Source organism: Lentzea albidocapillata (assembly GCF_000719115.1).
Lineage (GTDB): Bacteria > Actinomycetota > Actinomycetes > Mycobacteriales > Pseudonocardiaceae > Lentzea > Lentzea albidocapillata.
This window is the reverse complement of record NZ_JOEA01000005.1, coordinates 106,213-129,297: the sequence shown is the minus strand read 5'-3', so window position 1 is coordinate 129,297 and position 23,085 is coordinate 106,213. Positions and strand designations below refer to the sequence as shown.

Annotated in this window: 23 protein-coding genes; 12 read left to right on the top strand and 11 right to left on the bottom strand. The window is 71.1% G+C overall.

Annotation, left to right across the window (positions count from 1 at the left end; all coding sequences use genetic code 11):
* From IG04_RS0107760 to IG04_RS0107740, 5 genes are read left to right on the top strand one after another with little or no spacing between them, the layout of a single operon-like run.
* On the top strand, positions 1-1,851 hold the full coding sequence (locus IG04_RS0107760; RefSeq protein ID WP_051769181.1) for an ABC transporter ATP-binding protein: 1,851 nt from the start codon (positions 1-3) through the stop codon (positions 1,849-1,851).
* Positions 1,844-3,628 carry an ABC transporter ATP-binding protein gene (locus tag IG04_RS0107755; RefSeq protein WP_030475863.1) on the top strand — a complete coding sequence of 595 codons (1,785 nt, stop codon included), beginning with the start codon at positions 1,844-1,846 and terminating at the stop codon, positions 3,626-3,628. The genes IG04_RS0107760 and IG04_RS0107755 overlap by 8 nt, the downstream gene beginning before the upstream one ends.
* Positions 3,629-3,642: 14 nt before the next feature.
* Complete coding sequence (gene vioD / locus IG04_RS0107750; protein WP_030475862.1) at positions 3,643-4,761, top strand: capreomycidine synthase; 1,119 nt, start codon at positions 3,643-3,645, stop codon at positions 4,759-4,761.
* The gene (gntD, locus tag IG04_RS0107745; protein WP_030475861.1) at positions 4,748-5,776 is read left to right on the top strand and encodes a guanitoxin biosynthesis L-enduracididine beta-hydroxylase GntD; all 1,029 of its coding nucleotides are present in this window, start codon (positions 4,748-4,750) and stop codon (positions 5,774-5,776) included. The genes vioD and gntD overlap by 14 nt, the downstream gene beginning before the upstream one ends.
* Positions 5,777-5,789: 13 nt before the next feature.
* Positions 5,790-6,020, top strand: a complete 231-nt coding sequence (locus IG04_RS0107740) for an MbtH family protein (protein ID WP_030475860.1) — start codon at positions 5,790-5,792, stop codon at positions 6,018-6,020.
* Between the two features lie 153 nt (positions 6,021-6,173).
* On the opposite strand, the gene IG04_RS0107735 is transcribed toward IG04_RS0107740, so the two are convergent.
* Positions 6,174-6,899, bottom strand: a complete 726-nt coding sequence (locus tag IG04_RS0107735) for an SDR family oxidoreductase (RefSeq protein ID WP_030475859.1) — start codon at positions 6,897-6,899, stop codon at positions 6,174-6,176.
* 80 nt (positions 6,900-6,979) lie between these two features.
* Between IG04_RS0107735 and IG04_RS0107730 the strand changes: the two genes are divergently transcribed.
* The 6 genes from IG04_RS0107730 (at position 6,980) to IG04_RS43790 (ending at position 12,355) form a co-directional block, all read left to right on the top strand.
* On the top strand, positions 6,980-7,828 hold the full coding sequence (locus IG04_RS0107730) for a LysR family transcriptional regulator (protein WP_030475858.1): 849 nt from the start codon (positions 6,980-6,982) through the stop codon (positions 7,826-7,828).
* A 123-nt stretch (positions 7,829-7,951) separates the two neighbouring features.
* Positions 7,952-8,860, top strand: a complete 909-nt coding sequence (locus tag IG04_RS0107725) for a DMT family transporter (RefSeq protein ID WP_030475857.1) — start codon at positions 7,952-7,954, stop codon at positions 8,858-8,860.
* A complete protein-coding gene (epsC, locus tag IG04_RS42325; protein ID WP_030475856.1) occupies positions 8,857-9,498 on the top strand; it encodes a serine O-acetyltransferase EpsC in 642 nt (213 codons plus the stop codon). Before IG04_RS0107725 ends, epsC begins: the two co-directional genes overlap by 4 nt.
* 22 nt (positions 9,499-9,520) lie before the next feature.
* Positions 9,521-10,492: a cysteine synthase A gene (cysK, locus tag IG04_RS0107715; RefSeq protein ID WP_030475855.1), complete on the top strand. Its 972-nt coding sequence runs from the start codon at positions 9,521-9,523 to the stop codon at positions 10,490-10,492.
* Between the two features lie 6 nt (positions 10,493-10,498).
* Positions 10,499-10,993 (top strand): cupin domain-containing protein, encoded by a 495-nt coding sequence (locus tag IG04_RS0107710; RefSeq protein WP_030475854.1) that lies wholly within the window; start codon positions 10,499-10,501, stop codon positions 10,991-10,993.
* 183 nt (positions 10,994-11,176) lie between these two features.
* Complete coding sequence (locus IG04_RS43790) at positions 11,177-12,355, top strand: serine/threonine-protein kinase (protein WP_051769178.1); 1,179 nt, start codon at positions 11,177-11,179, stop codon at positions 12,353-12,355.
* Positions 12,356-12,533: 178 nt separating this feature from the next.
* Here IG04_RS43790 and IG04_RS0107700 read toward each other — a convergent pair whose 3' ends face one another.
* The 5 genes from IG04_RS0107700 to IG04_RS0107680 all read right to left on the bottom strand — a co-directional run bounded on the left by IG04_RS0107700 (position 12,534) and on the right by IG04_RS0107680 (position 17,946).
* Positions 12,534-13,415 (bottom strand): hypothetical protein, encoded by an 882-nt coding sequence (locus tag IG04_RS0107700; RefSeq protein ID WP_030475852.1) that lies wholly within the window; start codon positions 13,413-13,415, stop codon positions 12,534-12,536.
* 63 nt (positions 13,416-13,478) lie between these two features.
* On the bottom strand, positions 13,479-14,708 hold the full coding sequence (locus IG04_RS0107695; RefSeq protein WP_030475851.1) for a vWA domain-containing protein: 1,230 nt from the start codon (positions 14,706-14,708) through the stop codon (positions 13,479-13,481).
* Positions 14,708-15,943, bottom strand: coding sequence for an AAA family ATPase (locus IG04_RS0107690; RefSeq protein WP_030475850.1), 1,236 nt, complete (start codon positions 15,941-15,943; stop codon positions 14,708-14,710). Before IG04_RS0107690 ends, IG04_RS0107695 begins: the two co-directional genes overlap by 1 nt.
* Before the next feature lie 64 nt (positions 15,944-16,007).
* Entirely contained in the window at positions 16,008-17,339 is a 1,332-nt protein-coding gene (locus IG04_RS0107685; RefSeq protein WP_030475849.1) for a hypothetical protein, read from the bottom strand.
* Between the two features lie 115 nt (positions 17,340-17,454).
* On the bottom strand, positions 17,455-17,946 hold the full coding sequence (locus IG04_RS0107680; protein ID WP_245815855.1) for an SRPBCC family protein: 492 nt from the start codon (positions 17,944-17,946) through the stop codon (positions 17,455-17,457).
* Positions 17,947-18,048: 102 nt separating this feature from the next.
* Here IG04_RS0107680 and IG04_RS0107675 point away from each other — a divergent pair, with 102 nt between their 5' ends.
* On the top strand, positions 18,049-18,888 hold the full coding sequence (locus tag IG04_RS0107675) for a helix-turn-helix domain-containing protein (RefSeq protein ID WP_030475847.1): 840 nt from the start codon (positions 18,049-18,051) through the stop codon (positions 18,886-18,888).
* Positions 18,889-18,910: 22 nt separating this feature from the next.
* On the opposite strand, the gene IG04_RS0107670 is transcribed toward IG04_RS0107675, so the two are convergent.
* From IG04_RS0107670 to IG04_RS0107650, 5 genes are all read right to left on the bottom strand, one after another.
* On the bottom strand, positions 18,911-19,738 hold the full coding sequence (locus IG04_RS0107670; protein ID WP_030475846.1) for an SCO6745 family protein: 828 nt from the start codon (positions 19,736-19,738) through the stop codon (positions 18,911-18,913).
* 72 nt (positions 19,739-19,810) lie between these two features.
* Positions 19,811-20,899 (bottom strand): alanine racemase, encoded by a 1,089-nt coding sequence (locus tag IG04_RS0107665; protein ID WP_245815854.1) that lies wholly within the window; start codon positions 20,897-20,899, stop codon positions 19,811-19,813.
* Positions 20,896-21,816, bottom strand: a complete 921-nt coding sequence (locus tag IG04_RS0107660; protein ID WP_030475844.1) for an ornithine cyclodeaminase family protein — start codon at positions 21,814-21,816, stop codon at positions 20,896-20,898. Before IG04_RS0107660 ends, IG04_RS0107665 begins: the two co-directional genes overlap by 4 nt.
* Positions 21,813-22,463 carry a helix-turn-helix transcriptional regulator gene (locus IG04_RS0107655; RefSeq protein ID WP_030475843.1) on the bottom strand — a complete coding sequence of 217 codons (651 nt, stop codon included), beginning with the start codon at positions 22,461-22,463 and terminating at the stop codon, positions 21,813-21,815. The genes IG04_RS0107660 and IG04_RS0107655 overlap by 4 nt, the downstream gene beginning before the upstream one ends.
* A gap of 94 nt (positions 22,464-22,557) precedes the next feature.
* Positions 22,558-23,031 carry a group II truncated hemoglobin gene (locus tag IG04_RS0107650; RefSeq protein WP_211257701.1) on the bottom strand — a complete coding sequence of 158 codons (474 nt, stop codon included), beginning with the start codon at positions 23,029-23,031 and terminating at the stop codon, positions 22,558-22,560.
* Between the last annotated feature and the right edge of the window lie 54 nt (positions 23,032-23,085).

The following is a 23,085-nucleotide window of genomic DNA, read 5'->3' as shown; positions in this document are numbered from 1 at the left end:
ATGCCGAACCCGCTCCACAACCTCCCGCCCACCGCCAAGGGCATCCTCGCCGTCCTCCGGGTCCTGCCACGGGTCAGCCGGCCGCGCACGGTGCTCCTGGCGGGCGGCGTGGTGGTGGGCGCGGTCCTGCCCATCGGGATCGCCGTCCTCACCGGTCTGCTGATCGGTGCCATTCCCGCCGCCGCGCGCGACGGCGCGGACTCGGCCGCCGCCGGCCGGGTGGGCACCCTGCTGGTCGCGGTCGCGATCACGATCCTCCTCGAGCGCCTGACGTCCCCGCTGCTGCGGGCCGCGGTGTCCACGCTCGGCCGCGACCTCGACCGGTACCTGCAGGAGATCGTGCTCACGGCGCTGGGCAAGCCCAGGGGCATCGCTCACCTCGAGGACTCCGACGTGCTCGACGAGGTCCGCATCGTGCGGGGTCTCGGCATGAGCGCGCACCGGCCGGGCCAGACCGTCGAGGCCCTGCCCGAGGTGCTCACGTCGTGGCTGCGGGCCATCGGCTCGGCGGCCGTGCTCACCTGGTTCCACTGGTGGCTCGGCCTGGCGTGGCTCGTGATCTGGCCGATCATCGTCTACCGGATGCAGCGCGACTACCTGCGGGTCGGCGAGGAGGGGTTCGGGCAGAGCGCCCAGCTCCGCCAGGCCGAGTACGCCAGGGACCTCGCGCTCGATCCGGGCCCTGCCAAGGAGGTGCGCCTCTGGGGCGCCCTCGACTGGCTCGTCACCCGGTTCGACACGTTGTGGCAGGCGGGGATCGGCCCGATCCGCAAGGCGCGCCGCCCCCGGCCCGGCATGGTGCTCGGCTCCGCGTCCGCGATCCTGGTCATCAACGTGCTCTCCTACGGCCTGCTCGCTTACGCGGCGGTGCAGGGCAACCTGACGCTCGCCGCCCTCGCCGTGTTCGTGGAGGCACTGGCCAACGCCAACGAGTACGCCGTCGGTGACGAGCATCTGTACCTGTCGAACGCCGCCGTCACGGTGCCGAAGCTCCTCTCGCTGGAGAAGCGGCTCGCCGACGGTGCGCCACCGCAGTCCGGACTCCCGGTCGGTGCGGAGGTTCCGTCGCAGGAGATCCGCTACGAAGGGGTGTCGTTCCGATATCCCAGCGGGGAACGAGATGTCCTGACAGGACTGGACCTGGTGATCCCGGCCGGGCAGTCGCTGGCGATCGTCGGTGACAACGGCGCGGGCAAGACCTCGCTCGTGAAGCTGCTCGCCGGTTTCTACGAACCCACCGGCGGCAAGATCAGCGTCGACGGCGCGGACCTCGCCAGCCTCGATCCCGAGGAGTGGCGCAGGCGGGTGGCGGTGCTGTTCCAGGACTTCACCCGCTACCACCTGCCGGTGCGCGACAACATCGGACTCGGTGCCGTCGAGCACGCCGGTGACGAGGACATGCTGCGCCGCGCCGCCGAACGGGCCGGGATCGGCGACCTGATCGAGTCGTTGCCGAACGGCTGGGACACGGTCCTGTCGCAGACCTACTCCGACGGCGTCGACCTCTCCGGCGGTCAGTGGCAGCGCGTCGCACTCGCCCGCGCGATGTTCGCCGTCGAGGCCGGCGCCAAGGTCCTCGTGCTCGACGAGCCCGCGGCGGCACTCGACGTGCGGGCGGAAGCCGAGCTGTACGAACGGTTCCTGGACCTCACCCAGGGACTCACCACGATCATCATCTCGCACCGCTTCTCCACCGTGCGGCGCGCGGACCGGATCGTGGTCGTGTCCGACGGCCGCGTCATCGAGGCCGGCGGCCACGACGAGCTGATCGATCGAGACGGCCGCTACGCCCACCTGTTCCGCCTGCAGGCGGAGCGTTTCCAGCCGACGGGAGGAGGCACCGATGCGTGACACCTGGCGGGCTTTCCTCACCACCATCAGCTTCGGGTTCCGCGCGGCGCGCTGGCACGCGGTCTTCCAGATCCTGACCGAGATCGCGCTCGCGCTCACCGGGCCCCTCATCGCCTACAGCGCCGGCGTTCTCGTCGACGCCGCCAGCGATCGCGATCTGGACCGGGCGCTCACCGCCGGGTTCGGCATCGCCGCCGCGACCGGGCTGCTCATCGTGGCCCAGTACTACAACGCCCACTGCGTGTTCGCGGTGCTCGAACGCACCCAGGCGTTGTCCGACCGGACGCTGATGCGCCTGCTCGGCGGGATCGGAAGCCTTGCCCCGCATGAGAACCCGAAGTACCTCGACCAGATCCAGCTCCTTCGCGAGGAGCGCGAGAGCCTCGCCGAGATGACCAACGCGACGGCCGGTCTGATCAGCGCGTTCGTCGGCTTCGGCGCGACGGCGCTGTTGCTCGCCGACGTCCACCCCGCGCTCATCTCGCTGGCGCTGCTGGCGTTCATCTCGCTGTGGATCACCAGCCGGGCCAACGACCTCGCGGTCGACGCCCAGGAGGACACCGGCGAACCCGAGCGGCTGCGCCGCCACCTGTTCGACATCGGCACGACCGCCGGTGCGGGCAAGGAGCTGCGCGTCTTCGGGCTCACCCGCGAACTGGTCCGCCGTCACCACGCGGTCTCCGACGAGGTGCTCGACACCCGCAACCGCGCAGCCTGGCGCGGCGCCGTGCTCAAGAGCATCGACGCGGTGATCAACGCGGCGGGGTTCTTCGGCGCCATCGCACTGGTGGTCTGGCTCGCGATCGAGGGCAGGGCCACCCCCGGCGACGTCGTCATGGTCGTCGCGCTCACCATCGAGATGGCCGCGGTCGTCGCCTCCTCCGTGGGCTACAGCGGCGACTTCCTGTGGTGTCTCAAGCAAGCCCGGCGCTACGTCTGGCTCGAGCGGTTCGCCGAGACCTCCGTCAAGCGCACCGACGAGCCGGTCCAGCCGCCCGCCTCGCTGAGCCACGGTATCGACCTCGTCGACGTCACCTACCGCTACCCGGCCAGCGAGCGCACCGTCCTCGACGGCGTGTCCCTGCACCTGCCGGCCGGGTCCGTGGTCGCGCTGGTCGGCGAGAATGGTGCCGGCAAGTCGACACTCGTGAAGCTGCTGTGCGACTTCTACGAACCGGACGGCGGCGAGATCCAGGTCGACGGCGTCGACCTGCGCCGCATTCCCAGTGCCGACTGGCGGACCCGGCTCACCGGCGCGTTCCAGGACTTCGTGGAGCTGCAGTTCGCGGCCCGCGAAACCGTTGGCGTGGCGGACATCGGCCGGATCGACGACGACGCCGCGCTGCACGGGGCTCTCGAACGGGCCGGGGCGAGGTCCGTTGTGGACGGTCTGCCGCGCGGCCTCGACACCCAGCTCGGCCGGTCGTGGGAGGGCGGCGTCGAGCTGTCGGGAGGCCAGTGGCAGAAGCTGGCACTCGCCCGCGGACTGCTGCGCACCGACCCGTTGCTCGCGGTCTTCGACGAGCCCACCGCCGCGCTCGACCCGCAGACCGAGCACGCGCTGTTCGAGCGCTTCGCCCAGGCCGCCCGGGAAGGGAAGCAACGCGGAACGGTGACTCTTCTTGTGTCGCACCGTTTTTCGACCGTGCGCATGGCCGACCTGATCGTCGTCCTCGACGGTGGCCGCATCCGCGAGATCGGCAGTCACGAGCACCTCATGGCCCACCCCGACCTCTACGCCGAGCTGTACGACCTGCAGTCCTCGGCCTACCGCTGAAAGGAGTCGCCCTTATGAAGTTCGAACCAGCGCCGCTCGAGGACTGGATGCGCCTGTACTACTTCGCGGTCGACGACGACATCGGCAGCAGCGGGGTCGAGGACTACTCGCTCGCGGAGCTGCGCGCGTTGCTCGGCATCGGGAGCGACGAGCTCGACGCCGTCGTGTTCCGCGACAGCACGTCGTTCGGCAGCGAGGAAGTACGCACCGCCATTGCCGCGCAGTGGGGGACCGGTGACCCCGACAAGGTCATGGTCACGCACGGCGGCAGCGAGGCGATCTACCTCGTGCTCAGCACGTTGCTCGAACCGACCGACGCCATCGTCGTCACCGAGCCGACCTATCACACGCACACGTCGATCGCCCGGTCCATGGGCTGCGACCTGCGCGTGTGGCCGCTGCGCCCGGAGAACGGCTTCCGCCCGGACCTGGACGACCTGCGTGCGGTGATCGACGGAGCCAAGGCCGTCGTCGTGAACTTCCCGCACAACCCGACCGGCGCGTCGCTCACCCCGGAGCAGCGCGACGAGTTCGTCGCCATCTGCGCCGAGGCGGGCGCGTACCTGGTGTGGGACCAGGCTTTCCGCGAGATGGTCATCGAGGGCGAGCCGCTCGTGGACCCCGTGCACGACTACGACAAGGCCATCTCCATCGGCACGCTGTCGAAGGGCTACGGCCTGCCGGGTCTGCGCGTCGGCTGGGCGATCGGGCCTGAGGACGTCCTGCGCGGCACCCTCGACCTGCGCGACCGCATGACGTTGCACCTCTCGCCGCTGGTCGAGCTGCTCGCCACCCGCGTCGCCCGGCACGCCGGCCTGCTGGTCGGCCCGCGCATGGAGCAGGCCCGCCGCAACCTGGGGCTGCTGCGCCAGTGGGCCGCCGACCACCCCGACCTGATCGACCTGCCGGAACCGATGGGCAGCGCCAGCACGTTCCCGCAGCTGCTCGGCCACACCGACACCACCGGGTTCTGCCACGACCTGGCCCGGGAACACCGCACGCTCCTCGTCCCGGGGTCGTGCTTCGGGGACCCGACCCGTGTCCGGCTGGGCTACGGCGGCCCCACCGCCTCGTTCACCCGAGGCCTCGAAACGCTCGCACTCGCAGGGGAGAAGGCCCGTGTTCAGAATTGACCTGTCCGAATCCGACATCGCCGAGGCCGGTGTCCTCGTGGCCGCGCTGGCCGAGCGCTACCGCACGGTCGAGGACCCCGCGTTCGTGCGCGAGGCCACGATCATCGCCCACGAACTGCCGCGCGCCCTGCGTGCCGGCCTGCTGGAGTTCCGCCTCACCGAGCCCCACCCGTTGTGTGTCATCGGCGGCTACCCGATCGACGACGACCGTATCGGCCTCACCCCGGGGCACTGGAAGGACTGCGGCGGCGAGGGCAGGCCGACCCTGGCGGAGGACCTGTTCTTCTACCTCTGCGCGTCACTGCTCGGCGACCCGATCGCCTGGTCCACCCAGCAGGACGGCCGGCTGCTGCACGACGTGTTCCCCATCAAGGAACACCAGTTCGAGCAGCTCGGCTCGGGCAGCGAGGAGCTGCTCACGTGGCACATCGAGGACGCGTTCCACCCGATGCGCACGGACTACGTGGGCCTCATGTGCCTGCGCAACCCCGACGGCGTCAACACCACGTACGGCTCGCTGGAAGGCATCGACCTGCCGGCCGACGTGGTCGAGGTGCTGCGCCAGGAGCGTTTCCCGATCCGCCCGGACCGCTCGCACCTCGCCGCCAACCGCCAGAACGACGGCGACGAGCAGCTGCGCCGCCTGCGCGACCGCAGCTACGAGTGGATCTCCGGCCTGGACGCGAACCCGGAACCCATCGCGGTGCTGTTCGGCCCGCAGGAGAACCCTTACCTGCGCCTCGACCCGTACTTCATGGAGGTCCCGGCCTCCGACCCCGAGGCAGCCGCCGCGCTGGACACGATCGTCAAGGCGATCGACGCGAACATCGCGGGCTACGCCCTGAAGCCCGGCGAGGTCCTGTTCCTGGACAACTACCGCGGCACGCACGGCCGTGAGCCGTTCACGGCCCGTTTCGACGGCACCGACCGCTGGTTGACCCGCCTGAACGTCGCCCGCGACCTCCGCAAGTCGCGTGCCCACCGCCGTAGTGCCGACGACCGCACCATCTACTAGTCAGGAATCTCCAATGCGCACAAGCCCTTTTGACGATGAGGACGGCCGCTTCTTCGTGGTCGTGAACGACGAGGGCCAGCACGCCCTCTGGCCGGCCACGCTGGCCGCCGTGCCCGACGGCTGGACCGTCGCCCACGGCGAGGACACCCGCCAGGCCTGCCTCGACTACGTGAACCAGAACTGGACGGACATGCGCCCGCGCAGCGTCCGGGACCAGCTGGACCGGCAGGCCGCCGGGAGGTGACGGGACGGCGCAGCCCCGCCGGATCCCGGTGAGGCTGCGCCTGACGTGGCTGAGCGCGCGCCGGGGCTGTCCCCGGCGCGGTGCTGGTCTCGCACCGGCTGAACCTGCGGAAGGTCGCCGACGTGGAGCGGCTCGCCGGGTTGTGACGGGAGATCACCAGGGAACGACGCCCTCGTCGTCGAAGAAGCCGCCGCGTGGCCCGTCGTCCGGCAGCGTGGCGAGCCGGACGGCGATCGCGGCACCCTGCTCCGCCGTGCGCGGCGAGGCGAAGCCGGTGAAGTCGGTGGCGACGTAGCCGGGGCAGGCGGCGTTCACGATGACGTTCGTGTCCGCGAGTTCGCGGGCGTACTGCGCGGTGATGCTGTTGAGCAACGATTTCGACGGCGCGTAGGCGGCCAGCTGCGGTCCGGTCTGCAGTGCCAGCGAACCCATGTCGCTCGACATGTTGACGATGCGCGGTGATTCCGCCGCGCGCAGCAGCGGCAGCATCGCGTTCGTCACGCGCACGACACCGAACACGTTGGTGTCCAAGACGGTGCGAAAGACATCAAGGTCCAATGTGGACGGAGTTTGGGCGCCGCCGTCGGTGCGCCCCGCAATGCCCGCGTTGTTGACGAGCACGTCGAGCCGGCCCGTCGTCTGCTCGATGGTCTTCGCCGCCGCGGCGGCGCTGTCGTCGGAGGTGACGTCGAGCGCGACCCCGAACGCGTCGATGCCGTTGGCGCGCAGGCGTTCGACGGCGTCCGCCCGCCGGGCGTCGTCCCGTGCGCCCACCGCCACCGTGAAGCCGATCGCCCCGAGGCCCTGGGCGATGGCGAAACCGATTCCCTTGTTCGCGCCGGTGATCAGCGCGGTCTTCTTGTCGCTCACGTGATCCATGCTCGACGCAGAGGGCACCGGCTGTCCAAGATCGATTCAGTACCCTGTGATACTCCACAGGTATCAGTACGCTGAAGTGCGTGCATGATCTCGAAACCCGCGAACTCCGCTACTTCGTCGCAGTCGCGGAAGAACTGCATTTCGGCCGCGCCGCCGAACGGCTCGGGATCGCCCAGCCGCCACTGTCCCGCGCGATCCGGCAGCTGGAGCACCGGCTCGGCGTCCAGCTCCTCGACCGCGACCGCCGGGGCGTGGCGCTCACCGACGCGGGCCGGGTGCTGCTGCACGAGGCACGCCTGGCGCTCGCCGCGGTCGCGGCCGCCGCGCGCCGGACGCGCCGCGCGGGAGACCCCCGCCGGCCACTGGTGCTCGTGACCAAGGCGGGGGCGTCCCACGAACTGCTGCAACGGCTGCTCGGCGCGGTCGAGGCCGAGACGCCGGTCGAGGTGCTGCTGTGCGAGGTCGGCGAGCAGGCGGGGCTGCTGCGTGACGGGAGTGCCGACGTGGCGCTCATGCACCGGCCGTTCGACGACCTCGCCGGGTTCGACACCGAGGACCTGCTGACGGAGGGCCAGGTCGCGATCCTTCCCGCGGCGCACCCCCTCGCGGCACGTGATCAGCTCACGTTCGCCGAGGCCCGCGACGTGCCGGGCCTGCCGATCGCCCGGTGGCCGCAGCTGGACGGGTCCTATCCGGACGGACCGGGCCCGGAGGTGCGCACGCAGTCGAAGCTCGCACAGCTCGTGGCGCTCGGCAGGACGTTGCTCGTCATCCCCGCCTCCAGCCGCGCCTGGCAGTGGCCGGAGCACGTCGCCGTGCCCGTCGTCGACGCTCCCGACGTCACCACGGTGCTCGCGTGGCAGCCGGGCACCCGGTCGCAGGCGGTCGCCTCGCTCGTCCGCACGGCGGCGGCAGCGCTCCGGCCGTGACGGTCACTCCGTTTCCTCGAAGGTCACCGCCGAGGCACGCGTGCGGCTCGCTCTAGTACGCCCCGAGCCCCCTCTGCTGAAGTATCCAAACGACTACTGACTGATGATCCGAATCGAGAAGCAATGGACAAGGCATCCGTCGCGCGCTTCCTGCTGCTGGCGCTGCTGTGGGGAAGCAGCTTCACGTTCATCAAGGTGTCCCTGGAGGGTTTGACACCGGGACAGCTCGTGCTGAGCAGACTCGTTCTGGGCGCGGCCGTGCTCCTCTCGATCGCGGCCGTCCGCAAGGTCGCCCTCCCGAGGTCCGTCCAGGTCTGGGGTCACATCGCGGCCGCCGGCCTGTTCGGCAACGTGATCCCGTTCCTGTTGTTGTCCTACGGCGAGAAGACCACCGGCGCCGGCATCGCGGGCGTCCTGATCGGCGCCACCCCGCTGCTGACGCTGGCGCTCGCCACGGCCGCGTTGCCGACCGAGCGGGCGACCTCGCGCAAGGCCGTCGGGCTGGCACTGGGGTTCGTCGGCGTGGTGCTGCTGATCGGCCCGTGGCACGAGTCGCTGGGCTCGCTCAGCGGGCGGCTGGCCTGCTTCGGCGCGGCCGTCAGCTACGCGATCGGCTTCGTGTACGTGCGGAAGTACCTCTCGCCGCTGGGCCTGGCCCCGTTGTCGCTGGCCGCGTCGCAGCTCGTGTCTGCGGCCGTGCTGCAGGCGGTCGTCACGCCGTTCCTGGCCTGGCGGACGCCCGACTTCACCGGGCCGGTGACGCTGAGCATCGTGCTGCTCGGACTCTTCAGCACCGGCTTGGCCTACGTGCTCTACTTCCGCCTCATCGGTGACGTCGGTGCCACGACGGCATCCGCGGTGAACTACGTCGTGCCGGTGTTCGCGGTGCTCGTCAGCGTGCTGTTCCTCGGTGAGCACGTGACGTGGAACCTCCTGGCCGGTGGCCTGGTCGTGCTCGTCGGCGTGGCCTACGCGGAGAACAGGATGGGGCAGTTCCGCAAGGACAAGGAAGCCGCGGGAGCGGTGCGGTGAACGCGAGGGCGCTGCTCCGTGTGATCACCGCCGACCTGGACATGGTCATGGACCGCGACCCGTCGATCCTGTCGCGCAGCGAGGCGTTGCTGCATCCGACGGTCATCGCGATCTGGGGACATCGCGTGTCGCACTGGTTGCACCTGCGGGGACACCGGCGCGGCGCCCGGCTGGTCATGGTCGTCGCGAGGCTGCTGACCGGGGGGATCGAGATCCACCCCGGCGCGACGATCGGCCGTGGTTTCTTCATCGACCACGGTGCGGGCGTGGTGATCGGCGAGACCGTCGTCATCGGTGACGACGTCACGATCTTCCATCAGGTGACGCTCGGCGCGGTCGGGTGGTGGCACGACAACCAGCGGCCCGAGGGCTCGCGGCGGCACCCGAAGCTCGGCGACCGGGTCGTCGTCGGGGCCAACGCGACGATCCTCGGCCCGGTCACCATCGGCCACGACTCCGTGGTGGGCGCGCAGGCGCTCGTCATCCGGGACGTGCCGGCGGACTCCCGCGTCCTGGCGCCGTTCTCCATCCCGAACCTGAGGTCGAGCCGCAGTGTCGCGAAGGCGGCCAGGCCTCGCCAGTCCGTCGTGGTCGCGGGGCAGAAGCACAAGGGTGCGGCCGTGTTCCCCAGCTGGTGACACCGAACCGATCGGAGTGCACGTGAACACCCGACTCAGCCAGCCGCTCACCAAACGACCACCCGCCGAGTCGCTTGTGGACCTGATCGGCGGCACGCCCACCGTGAAGCTCGACCTCGGCGTGACGACCGCGCACCTCTACGCCAAGCTGGAAATGGCCAACCCCCTGTCCAGCGTGAAGGACCGCGCCGCGCTCTACATGATCAACGGCGCGGAGGAGCGCGGGCAGCTCACCAGGGGCTCGGGCACCATCGTCGAGGCGACGTCCGGCAACACCGGCATCTCCATGGCGGCGATCGCCGCCGCACGTGGCTACCGGTGCGTGATCGTGCTGCCGGACAGCGCGACCAGCGAGCGCATCCAGCTGCTGCGGGCGTTCGGCGCGGAGATCGTGCTGACGCCGTACCAGGAGGGCTACGTCGCGGCGATCGCCAAGGCCGAGGAGATCTATCGCGAACGGCCGGGGTCGTGGTTCGCCTGCCAGCACGAGAACCCCGACAACGTGGCCGCGCACCACGCGACCACCGGCCCGGAGATCTGGAACGACACCGACGGCGAGGTGGACGTCTTCGTCTGCGGTGTGGGCACCGGCGGAACGCTCAGCGGCACCGCGAAGTACCTGAAGGAACGCAACCCCGCGATCCGCGTGGTCGCGGTGGAGCCCGAGGGATCACCGGTGCTCAGCCAGGGATGGGGCGGCCTGCACCGCATTCCCGGCCTCAACGGCGGTTTCGTCGCGGCGACGACCGACGTCGATCTGATCGACGAGGTCCTGGCGGTGTCCAATGAGGACGCTTACGCCACGGCGCGGGAACTGGCCAGGACGGCGGGACTCCTGGTCGGCGTCTCCTCCGGCGCGGCGGCGCACGCCTGCCGCGTGCTGGCCGCACGGCCCGAGTACGCGGGCAAGAACTTGATCACCGTGTTCCCGGACACGGGCGAGCGTTACCTCTCGTGGTTCAACCAGGACGACATCGCCAGCAACGAGGAGTGAACAGACATGACGCAAGTCTCCAACATCCTGCTTCCCGGCGAAGGCGAGTCGGTGCAGATCGGCACGACCACCCACACGACCTTCAAGGCCAGGGGCAGCGAGACGGACGGCAAGCTCGGTCTGTACGAGCACCGGATGGCCCCCGGAGCGCCCGGCGCCTCGCCGCACGTCCACAACGAGCAGCTCGAAGCGTTCTACGTCCTGCACGGCATGGTGGAGCTCCACCTCGACGGCAAGTCGTTCGCCGCACCACCCGGCACGTACGTCAACGTGCCGATGGGGGTCTCGCACGGGTTCCACAACCCGTACCAGGACCAGGCGACGATGCTGATCATCTTCACTCCCGCGCTCAACCGCGAGGAGTACTTCAGGGGACTCGCCGAGATGTACGCGGACGGCAACCAGCCCTCCGAGGACGAGTTGCTGACCCTGATGGCGAAGTACGACCAGTTCGAGGTGACGATGAACGGCTACGACGTCCCCAACTGGGGCCGGCACTGAGGTGGGTGACGGGCGCCCGGACCGGGCGCCCGTCCGCCCGTTCCAGGGTCTCGCCGCGTCTCAACTGGTGGTTTGACGGTTGACAGTCTGGTCAGGGGTGGAATATTTCACCCCTGACCAGAGTGTCCGGCGCGGTCTGGTGGGCGGGGCCACCCGACCGCGCCGCCGGCTACGAGGTGGCGAATGACAGAGGAGTTACCGGAGATCCCCGGCTTCCGGTACGCCCGACCGCTCGGCAGGAACGTTCACCTGTACCGCGCCGCGGACGGTGAGATCGCGGTGAAGCTGCTCGTCGACCCGCCGCGGGTGGCCGACATCAGGGCGGTGGCCGATCTGCGGCATCCCGGCATCGCGAGCGTCGACCGCGCCGGACGGACCCGCGCGGGGCTGCCGTACCTGGTGATGAGGTACTTCCCGGATGGCGACCTGGCCGCGGCGGCACCGTTGCCCTTCGCGCGCGTGCTGGAGATCGGGATCGACGTCGCGGACGCCCTGCACGCCGCGCACCAGGCAGGCGTCCTGCACCGTGACGTGAAGCCCGCCAACGTGCTGCGCGACGAGCACGGGCAGGCGTACCTGACCGACTTCGGCACCACCGGCGGAGACCACCTGCTGTGGACGGCGCCCGAGGTGCTCAGCAGCGGTGCGCACAGCGTCCGCGCGGACGTCTTCTCACTAGGCGCGACGCTGTGGCACCTGCTCGCGGGCCACTCGCCGTTCGTGGTGCCGCGCGGCGACAACTCCCGCGTGGCGATCGCACAGCGCATCCTGCTCAGCGCCGCGCCGCCGTCGGGCAGGGCACCGCTTTCCCTGGAAGCAGTGCTGCGCCAGGCGATGTCCGCCGATCCGTCCGCACGACCGGCGTCGTCAGGCGAGTTCGCCGAGCGGCTCCGGCAGATCCACGACGAGTCGGCTCCGACCGCCGCGCTGGCAGCGGTCGTCGTCCCGGCCGGCCCGCCCGAGCGCCGGAAGGCTCGCTGGCCGCTCTACGCGGGAGTGGCCGGGGCCGTCGCCGCGGTCGGCATCGCCAGTGCGCTTCTCTTGCAGGACAGGGGTTCCCTCCAGATTTCGGCCGGGGCGCAACCGGAGAGCACGGCCGAGGGTGGATCCTCCGGCAAGGCCGTGGTCACCGTGACCCGCATGAACCCGCAGACGCTCCGCTTCTCGTGGACCTACCCGTCACCGCAGCCCGGCGACACGTTCGTCTGGCGCACCAACGACGAGCTGAAGACGGGCACCGTCAGCGAGCCGTCGGTCGAGCTGACCGCGTCCGGCACGCTGTGCGTCGAGGTGCGGATCGTTCGGGCCGACGGCAGCAGCGCGAACGTGCGGGACTGGTCACCGGAGGGCTGTGGCTTCTGACCCGGGTTGTCGTGGCTAGTGGCGCGACCCGGAACGTTGGCGAGGTAATCCACGCTCAGCAGGGCGCCTCGCGGCGCCGCCCCCACGCCCCCGTACAACCAGTACGAGAACGTGGGGGCGACACCACGACGCACCCGTCTGACCGCGGATTCCCCCGGCAACGTTCCGGGCCACACCACTAGCGCCGGAGAACCCAGCCGCCGTCGTTCTCGTCGTCGGTGCCGAGGAGCACGTCACCGCCGCGCAGCAGGGTCACCGCCTCGATCTTGCGCCCGCCGAACGTGCCGAGCAGGTGCGGCCGCCGGGCCAGGCCGACTCCGACGGTGTCCTTGCGCGGCACCAGGCGGCCGATCTCGCGCAGCGACGACGAGAACGGGCCGTCGTCGCCGGGGTCGACCGCGGAGGACACCAGCACCGAACCGTCCGTCCTGATCGCGATGTCCGACGCGTGCCGGACGGTCTCCTCGTGCGCGCCGGTGTCGTACTCGACGGTGGTGACGGGGCCGAACGTGTGGTCCTGCAACGAGAAGTACGCCGAGTAGAGGGTCGACGTCCGGACGCCCGCGCCGCGGTCGGCCCACACCGCGGCGAGCCGGGAGCCGACGGCCCGCAGCGCGAAGCTCTCCATGTTGTCCTGCGGATCGTGCGGCGGCAGGTCGAACGCGGCGACGACGGTGACGACGTCGCGCCGCACCCGCACGTGGAAGGCGCGGCTGCCACTGGTCACCGCGACGTACTCGCCGGGCCGGTGCGGCACACCGGCGACCGCCTCCAGGTCCACCGGGGTCTCGCCCTGCCACGTCATCGGCCGCACGGCGGTGACGCGTCCGTCGTCGAGGACGATCCTGCGGACGCGTTCCTGGCCCGGCTTCTTGTTGTCGATCACCGAAAGCGCCTCGACGTGGTCGCCGCGGCTGCTCAGCACGGCGAGGCCGCTGACACCTTCGGTGATGCCGGTGCCGACCCGTTGCCACTGGCCGGTGTGTGCGGAGGCGGGCAACGGGACGAGCGACGCGGTGACCGCGAGCACGCTCGCGACCAGCAGGGTTCGGGATGACATCTGCCCAACGTGGCACAGAACCTGAAGCGGGCCAACGAGACGAGCGCTGCTTTGCCTGAACGGTCAGCCGATGGCGACCACCCGCGCCCAGTCGGGCGGAATGTCCGGAACGTAGTCGGGATCGTCCTCATCGTCCCTTCCGGACGGACGTGGTCGCGGGAACAGGCCCACCACCGTGCGGCACGGTGGCGCCGCGGCGGGCCAGGGGGTCTGGCCGTCGGTCAGGGCCACGATCACGTCCGGGCGGGTGCGCAGGGCCTTGGCGAAGCCCTCGCGCAGATCGGTGCCACCGCCGCCCACCAACGGGATTCCCTCCGCCTGGCACAGCGGACCGGTGACGTGGGCGGCGGCGTCGCAGGACAGCACCGAGACGAGATCACGGCGGCCGCCCACCGCGCGGACGATCGCGGCGATCTCGACGAGCGCGCTGCCCAGTTCCGCGTCGCTCACGGACCCGGACGTGTCGACGATGACGACGACCTTGGGCGGCCTGCGCCGCAGGCTCGGCAGGACGACCTTCGGCACGCCGGCCGACCTGCGCGCGGGCCTGCCGTAGGTGTAGTCCTCACCCACGCCGGGGCCGGAGACGGCGGAACGCACCGCCGCTCCCAGCAGGTCGCGCCACGGTTGCGGCGGGTGGAACGCCTCCTCCGCCCACCGTCGCCACCCCTGCGGGAGAGAGCCTGGGTGTCCCGTGATGCTCTGCGCCACGCGGAACCGGACGGCGTCCTGCTCCTGCGCGGTGAGCCCGTGCGCGCCGCCCGCCCCGAGGTCCCACTCCCGTTCCAGGCCGTCCGCGCCGCTGCCGCAGTCGAGCCAGGTGAACGCGTTGGTGTGCGGGCCGAGCCGGAACTGCCGCAGGTAGTCCTCCATCAGCTGGCCCGGCGGCAACCGGAGTGCCGCCGGCAGCACGGCGTCGTCCGGGCACACCAGGCCGTCGCCGAAGACGTCGTCGTTGATCTCGCAGTCCGCCGCGATGTTCATCCGCAGCCGTTCGCCCGGTCCGGTCAGTTCGTGGCGTGCCGCGAACCGGTCGCCGCGCCCGTGGTGGTCACGGATCAGGTGGGACACCTCGTGCACCCAGATCCCGGCGAGTTCCTCCACCGGTCTGCTGTCGACGAACGCCGGCGAGACGTAGCAACGCCAGTGCCGGTCCACCGCCATCGTCGGCACCTGCTGTGACTCCACGACTTTCAGGGCGAACAACGCCGTCGCCAGGTACGGGCGGCAGCGCACCGCGTACAACCGGGCGGCGAACAGCTTCTCCTCGTCCAGGGTTCGCGTCGTCGTCATCAGTGGGCACCCGCGACGGTCTTGGTGCGGGCCCTGGCCCGGTCCGCCCGCTGCGACAGCGACACCGCTCCGGCCAGCTGCTCGATCGCCGCCGGAACCTGCCAGTCGTCGTGCCGCAGCGTCGCGAGCGTGGCCGCCGGGACGACCACCAGGTCCGGCGCACCGGTCTCGACCGCCAGCGTCAGCAGTGCCCACGCCGCGTTCCAGCGGGCCTCGTCCGGCCGGTTGCGCACTGCCGCGACGACTCCGTCGAGCACCACCTGCCGCAGGTCGCCGCGCTCGGGCAGCACGGCCGCGGCCGGATCCGCGAGCAACTCCTCGGGGTCCGGCAGGTCCAACCGGTCGAGGCTCGCCAGCAACTCGAGGCCGGGGCCGTCTCCCACGGTGCCCCGCACCAGCATGGACAGCACCTCCCGTGAGGTACCGGCCGCCGTCGCGAAGGCGATCAGGCGCAACGCCATCTCCCAGCTGCGTGGTGAGGGCCAGGCACCGCCGCGGAGCGTCTCGTTCTTGGGCAGCTGGTGCACGAGGTTCGGCCGGCCGGTCAGGAGTCCGCACACCGCCCGGCGGGCGAACGCCACCGCGTCGGGCAGCAGTTCCGTGGCGAGTCGCGGAAGTGAGGCGGTCGGCCAGGTCCCGCCCAGCCCGCGCACCACGACCTCGTGGTCGAACGTCCACTTGAGATGGACGAACCGGTTGGCCAGCGGCGGGCTGAGCTCCCAGCCGTCGGCGGCCGAGGAACGAGGGTTGGCGGCCGCGACGATCCGGACGCCCGGCGGCAGGCGCAGGGCGCCGACCCGGCGTTCCAGCACGACCCGCAGCAACGCGGCCTGCACGGCGGGCGGCGCGGTGGACAGCTCGTCGAGGAACAGCAGTCCGCGCCCGGCCCTGACCAGCCGCACCGCCCAGTCGGGCGGCGCCATCGGCACGCCCTGCGTCGCCGGGTCGTCACCGACCACCGGCAGGCCGGAGAAGTCCGAGGGCTCGTGCACGCTGGCGATCACCGTGGTCAGCGGCAGCCCGAGGGAGTCGGCGAGCTGGGTGAGGGCCGCGGTCTTGCCGATCCCGGGCTCACCCCACAGCAGCACCGGCAGGTCGGCGGACACGGCCAGCGTCAGGGCTTCCAGTTGCGGGTTGGCCCGCCACTCGGTGGACGTGTCGCCGAGCAGGGCGAGCAGGTCGGCGGCCACATCCAGCTGCCGGGTGCTTCCATTGTGGACATTCTGGGCAGACATGTGTCGATCACCTTGGTTCAAGTCGGAGGCCGTGCGCCGGCCGGGCGAGGAGAGGGTGAGTGAGTCAGGGGCGGCGGAAAGCCGCGTGCCGCGGGCGAGAGCGGTTGCCCGGCCGGGGATAGTCCTTAGTGGACGGAAGTGGCCGGACGTCGTGGAGTTCCGCCCGGTACAGCCCGTGCAGGACCTTGCGCCGCGCAGCCGTTTCCAGCTCGTCGCGCAACGCTCCGCTGAGCAGCAGCGCGTCCGGTCCGAGCAGGCCTTCGACGACGGCGAGGGCACCGGCGACGTCGCCGTGGTCCAGCCGTGCGCGGATGTCCACGAGATCTTCCGGGTGCCGGTGCGTCGTGTCGATCGCGTGCAGGCACGGCAGGCTCCGGCCGCCCAACGCGGCCAGCAGCTCTTCCCGGCGGATCTCGTCGGGTTCGTGGTCGAGCGCGACGAGCGCCCCGTTCACCACGCCGATCCGATGCAGCGCACCACGACAGTCGACGAGGCGCGAACTCCCTGTGCTGTCAGGACTTCGCGGCGCACTCGCCGGTCGATACCCCGGTATCAGCGCCGGCCTGACGAGGGGGTGCAGCCGGTCGGCGTCGATCGCGCCGGCGTGCCACAGCTCCAGGTCGGGCGGCACCCAGGTGGCCGCGTCCGGCAGGACCGGCAACGCGCAGCCACGCGAGGGAGTCGCGGTGATGCCCGGCGCGTCCAGGTCGAGCACGACCCGCTGCCGGGAACCGAGCCGGACCACGACGGCGCTGCCCGCCCGCCCCTCCGCGCGGAGCAGCAGCGCGGCCTCGGCCGCCCACCGGTGCGTGGCACGGGCGTCCGATCGTCCGGGATCGTCGGGCCACTGCGTTGCCCCGCAACGTTCTCGCAGCTCGGAGGTTCTGCGCGCGTCCCACAGGTGGCGGTGCAGATCGAGCCGGAAACGCCGATCCGGCCGGGGATGCGGATGACCGCCGGCCCTGCTCAAGGCCCCGGACCGCTCCCACAGCGCGAGGCTGATCCGTTGCCCCGCATCGGCCCAGGCAGGCGGTGTGCGTGCGACGAGGTGCACCTCGTCGCCACCGTCGGGTGGTCGATACCGGGCGAGGGAGACGGTGAGGCCGGGCCGCAGCACGCCGTCCGGCCTGATCCTCGGGAAGTGCCACCGAAGCAGGTCGGGCGCCAGATGACGCAGATCGGCGCGAACCAGGTCCGCGAACTGCTTACCGCGTGTGCGACTCAGGACACGCAGGGTGAAATCGACATCGACCCGCGCGGTGGCACAGGCTCCGGACCAGTCACCGGCCAGACGGCGGGCGGTCGCGGACTCGATCATCGACGCCGGCACGGCGAACTCGCGCACGTGCGACCAGAAGGTGAGGCGGGAGGATCCATTCACGGTCGAGTGGTGCATCAGCACTCACCTTTGGTGAACGGGACCCCCGATCTGCTCGAGTTGGTGATCATCGCGAACACCGTAGCAGAGCCCGCAGGACAACCGTGGCGGGATTTCCGGCTCCGCTGGGCGATCAGGGCGTGTCCGGCCTGGAACCCTGACCGGTGACCCACTCGGCGAGTGCGGTGAGCGTGGTCTCGGCGCTGACGGCCATGTAGTCGCGCAACGCGACCAGGTCGGCTCGGGTGCGGCCGAGGACGGGGTCCGTGCGGAGCAGCCGCCACGACTGCTCCGCGACGGTGCCCCGGCCCTGGTCCCGCAGCGTCCAGCTCCACTCGACGATGCCGTCCTCGGCGCCGCCGACCACGAAGGCGAAAGCGGCGCCGGGGTCGGCTTTCACGACCTGCGAGCGGGTGGTCCACTCCTTGCCGTCCTTGCGGTTGTGGCCGCTGAACCACGCGCCGACCTCGGGGCCGGCGCCGTCGTCGTAGGCGACGGCGCTCGCGTTGAGGCTCCAGCGGCTGATCGCGGACACGTCGCTGACGAGCCGGTAGACGTCGGCGGGAGAGGCGTCGACCCACGCCTGGCGGGTGAAGGTGAGTTCGGTCAGATCGATGTCGTTCATGAGACCCATCTGACCGGCCGTCGCGCCGCCGGACCAGTCCCAGCTCTGCGTATCCCTGGCTGGGACAGGTAAGGCACGCGGACGGGGCACATACTCGACAACATGAACGACACCGCACGGCTCGGAGAGTTTCTCAAGACGCGGCGCTCGCAGCTTCGTCCCGAGGACGTAGGCGTGCGGACGTACGACGAACGGCGCCGCGTGCCCGGTCTGCGCCGGGACGAACTGGCCCGGCTGGCCGGGGTCAGCAGCTCCTACTACACGAGGCTCGAACAGGGGCACTCCACCAGCGCCTCGCCCGAGGTGCTGGACGCGCTCGCCACCGCGTTGCGGCTCGACGAGTCCGAACGGCAACACCTGCACGTGCTGGCCAAACCGGTGAAGCAGGCACGCGTGCGCAGGCCCGCTCCCGAACGCGTCGACGAGGCGACCGGCCAGCTGCTCGCCGCGCTGCAGGGCGTCCCCGCCGTGGTGCTCGGCCTGCGCAGCGACGTCCTGGCCTGGAACAGGCTGGGCCACGCGTTGTTCGCCGGGCACCTGGACTTCGGCGCGGCAGGCCAGCCGGTACGCCCGAACATGGCGCGGCTGGTGTTCCTCGACCCGCACACCCGCGAGCTCTACGCGGACTGGCAGAGCAAGGCCAGGGCGGTCGTGGGGAACCTGCGCCTGGCGGTGGGCCGTCATCCCGATGACGCCGCGCTGCACGAACTGGTCGGGCAGCTGAGCGCGAAGAGCACCGACTTCGCCTCGATGTGGGCCGATCACCGCGTCAAAGCCTGTGCCACGGCGGTCTACGAGATGCGGCACCCGCTCGTCGGTCCGCTGACCGTGACCCAGCAGACCCTGAGCAACGGCCTGGGCCCGAGCGTCGTCGTGGCCACCGCGCTACCGGGCTCGTCCTCGCACACCGCGCTGGCGCTGCTCGCCCAGGCCACGGTCTGAACCATGCCGCGGGCCCGTCTGGTCACCTCGACCCGGCGGCCACGAGCTTTGCGGTGATGGGTTCGAGTACGGCTGTCAGCTCGTCGAGCTCGGCGGGGGAGAGGGCCTCGTAGGGTGCGGCGGCGAGTTCGTCGGTGAGGTCCTCGATGTCCTGCTGGAGCTTGCGTCCCGCGTCGGTGAACCGGCCGTCGGCATCGACGATTCCGCGCTCCCGCAAGCCGTTCATGACTTCGGCCAGCCGCTTCTCCGGCAGATGGTGGATGCGCCCGAACGACTCCGGCGGGTGGATGCCCATCGCGATCGCGGAGAGCACGTGGGCCTCGGTGCCGCCGATGCGCGCGCCGACGAGGGCGGCGATGTGCCCGTCGCCGCGGTGCTCGCGGAGCATGGTCGCGGAATGCCACAACCGGGCCACCGGGTCGCCCGGCACCTCGAGGGTGCGCATGCCGGCGTACATCATCCGGCCTTCGACGGGCGCGCTCGTCGCGGCTTTGGTGGTGAGGTCGGCGGCGCGCAGGAAACCGGGTGAGGCGGCCATCTCGTCGCCGACGATCCGGCGCAGGGAGGCCGCGCTGCCCCGTTCCCGCGCGGCGACGGACGCCTCGGGCGGGATCTTCTCCCACGCCTTCGGGATGTGCCGCGCGGCCTCACCGTCGGCGAAGCTGTAGAACGCCGCGTGCACGACCTCCGCCGGCACGCGCCCCAACGGCGCGGCGCGGCTGGCGAAGTAGCCGGACCAGTAGCCGCGGTGGCCGAGCGCGGCCAGTTCCTCGTTGCACTCGTCGGCGAAGAAGGTGACGAGGCAGATCGGCTCCAGGAGCTCGAACATGCGACGTGCCGTGCGGGTCATGGCCGCCATCGTGCCAGAGGCGCCATGACCGTTTCTCGGGTTACGCCTTGGACGTCGCGTTTGCCCGGTGCGTCACCAGCCGCGATGACGGGACCAGATCTCGCCGCCGACGACGTGGTAGCGGTCGTGCTGGGCGGCCGTCGCGCAGGCGTGGTTGGGCAGGATCCGCAGGCGCGTGCCGATCGGCAGGTCAGGTACCGGCGTGCCGTCCCGCGTACTCAGGACGCCGTGTTCCTGGCTCGCCCCCGTCATGACGAGGCCGGGGATCAGCGTGCCGCCGGCGTCGGCGACCAGGCCGTAGCCCTGGTCGACCGCCTGCGCCCGGGTGCCCCGGTCCCGCGAGGTCGCCATCCAGCCGCCGTCGGTGATCACCCAGTTGCTGTCGCGCTGGTGGCCGATCACCGTGACGGCCACGGTGAGGGCGAGGTCGTCGGTGGTGCAGACGCCGATGCCCGCCATGACGAGGTCGAAGAAGACGTAGTTGCCCGCACGGACCTCGGTGACGCCGGTCAGGTCCGTCGCGGCGTGGGCGGTGGGGGTGGAGCCGACGCTGACGATCTCGCACGGGAGGCCGGCGGCGCGCAGGACCGTGGCCGCGGCGACGGCGGTGTCACGTTCGTTCTGCGCGGCCTGGTGCAGAGCCTCTGGTGTGTAAGCGAAGTAGGACTCTCCTGCGTGGGTGAGCACACCGGCGAGGTGGTCGCCGAGTGCGCGGCCGATCTCGGGGAGCGCGGCGTCGGTGACCGCGACGCCGCCTCGGTGCCCGTCGCAGTCGATCTCGATCAACGCCGGGACGCGCAGGTTCTCCTTGTGGGCGAACGAGGTCACGGCCTCGGCCTGCGCGAGCGAGTCGAGCAGCACGGTCAGGTTCACACCACGGCGGAGGAGCTTGGCGACGCGCGGCAGCTTGTGGGGATCGATGCCCACGGCGTACAGGACGTCCCGGTAGCCGGCGTCGGCGAAGTACTCGGCCTCGGCGAGCGTCGACACGGTGATCGGCCCGCCCGCGTGCACGCGCTGCGCGACCTCGACGGACTTGGACGTCTTGACGTGCAGGCGGAGCGGGACGCCGAGTGCGGCCAGGTGGTCGCGCAGCCGTGCCGCGTTGCGGTCCAGCCGGTCGGTGTCCAGCACGGCGAACGGGGTGTCCACAGTGGTCACTGGGATGCTCCTGACGAGAGGCGGCGCAGCAGGGCGGCGGCCAGGGTGAGGTCCTGCAGGGCGAAGCCCGAGCTGTCGAACACCGTGATCTCCTCGGGTGACGTCCGGCCCGTGGCGTCACCGGCGAGCACCGCCCCGAGCGCGACGGGCGTGGCGGACTCGGCGTGCTGGAACTCGCCGATCGCACGCGACTGTTCCGGCAGGTCGCAGAACAGTGACGCGCGGCCGTACAGCGCGACGGGCAGTTCCTGCTTGCCCGGACCGTCCGCGCCCATGGCCGAGATGTGCGTGCCCGGTGCGACCCAGCTCGCGTCGAACAACGCCTGCCGGGCCGTGGTGGCGGTGACGAGCACGTCCGCCGCGGCGACTCCTGCCTCGGCGTCGGCGGGTTCGGCAGGCAGACCGGTCTGCGCGGTCACGGCGGCGGCGAACTCCAGTGCCGCGTCAGCGCGGCGGCCGACGACGAGCACTCGTTCGATCGGCCGAACCCGGCTGACAGCGCGCACCTCGTGCAGCGCCTGGTGACCGGTGCCGATGATGGTCAGCGTGCGGGAGTCGTTGCGCGCCAGCGTGTCCACGGCCAACGCGTCGGCGGCGGCCGTGCGGTAGGCGTTGGCGGCCGCCGCCTCGATCACGGCGCTGAGCCGCCCGGTGGCCGGGTCGAGCAGCACGATCGTGGAACTGTGGCGCGGGAGATCGGTGTTGTCCGGCCAGAAACTGCCGATCTTCACGCCGGTGAGCTCGCCCGCGGAACCGGACTTGAGGGTGAACCTGGTGTGCGGCAATGAGGAATGCCCGATCACGACCGGGAACGTCGATCCCGTCCCGGTGGCGAGGAACGCCTCCCGTGCCGCCTCCAGCGCCAGGTCGTCGTCGACGAGCGCCGCCGACTCGGCTTCACTGACGAAGGTGGTCACGGCTGGTCCTTCCGGAGTTCGGCGAGGTCGTTGTAGAGGCCGGTGCGGGAGATGCCGAGCCGCTTCGCGATGCGGGCGGGCGCGCCGCGCAGACTGAACACCCCGGCCTCGTTCAGCGATCGGACGAGCACCAGCCGTTCGTCGCGCCCCAGTGCCGCCACGGGCACCGCGTGCGCACGTTCGGCTCGCTCGATCAGCGATTCGACCACCTGGTCCAGGTCGCCGGAGAAGTTCGTCGTCGCGCCGATCTCCTGCGCCGCCGACAACCCGAGCAGGTCCGACAGCACGCCGGTGGCGCGGTTGATGGCCGACATGTCGATGTTGATGCACAACGCGCCGATGAGCGTCCCGTCGGCGTCACGCAACGGCAGCGTCGTGCACTTGAGCACCCGCCCGTCCTGCGCGCGGGTGAGGTAGCCGACCTCGTTGCCGGCCTCGGCTCCCGCACCCAGCACCCGCAGCCCGATCTCGCTCATCGCGTCCCCGGGCACGCGGCCGGTGACCGAGCCCGCGACCGCGACGACCGACCGTTCGGGGTCGCGGTAGTCGTGCAGCACGACCTCGCAACTGCGGCCGAAGGTCGCCGCGATGCCGTCGAGGACGGGTACCAGCGCGGCGAACACGGCGTCCGCGGTGTTGTCCGGCACGTCCGACCTCCTGTTCTGAACGAAGTGTCACGTTCTGAACAAACTGTCTCACGAAGGTGCCGTCAGTGCGGTGTGGTGCTCGCCACGGAGAGGTTCAGGGCGCGATGTACGGCGGCGCCACGCCCCAGCCCCACTTCGGCACCGGTGCCCCGTGGAACGGCGTGGCGTCGGCCGCGGAGTTCTGCACCGCGAGCCGGGTGCCCCACTCCAGGTAGGACACGAACGCCGCGCGGAACTCCGGATCGTCCGGCAGCGCCACCTCGTCCGCCGCGTCCATGATCAGGTTCAGCCAGCGGCGGCGCTGCTCCTCGGTGATGGCCCGGCCGAGGTGCTGGGCGAGCATGAACTCGTAACCGCCCCGCTCCTCGGTGTACGCGGCCGGCCCGCCGAACACCTCGCCGAGCCACAGCGCCACGTACCGCGGGTGGCCGGGGTCCATGCCGGCGAACACCGGCGCGAGCAGCGCGTCGTCCGCGACCTTCCGGTAGAACGCCTCGGTCAGCCGGAGCAGCGCCTCCGCGCCCCCGGCCCACGTGTAGAGAGAAGGTGTTGACTGGTCGTTGATCACGACGTCACTCCAGCAGCACGCGAAATGCCCGGCAAGTACGCACTTTCTGGTGAG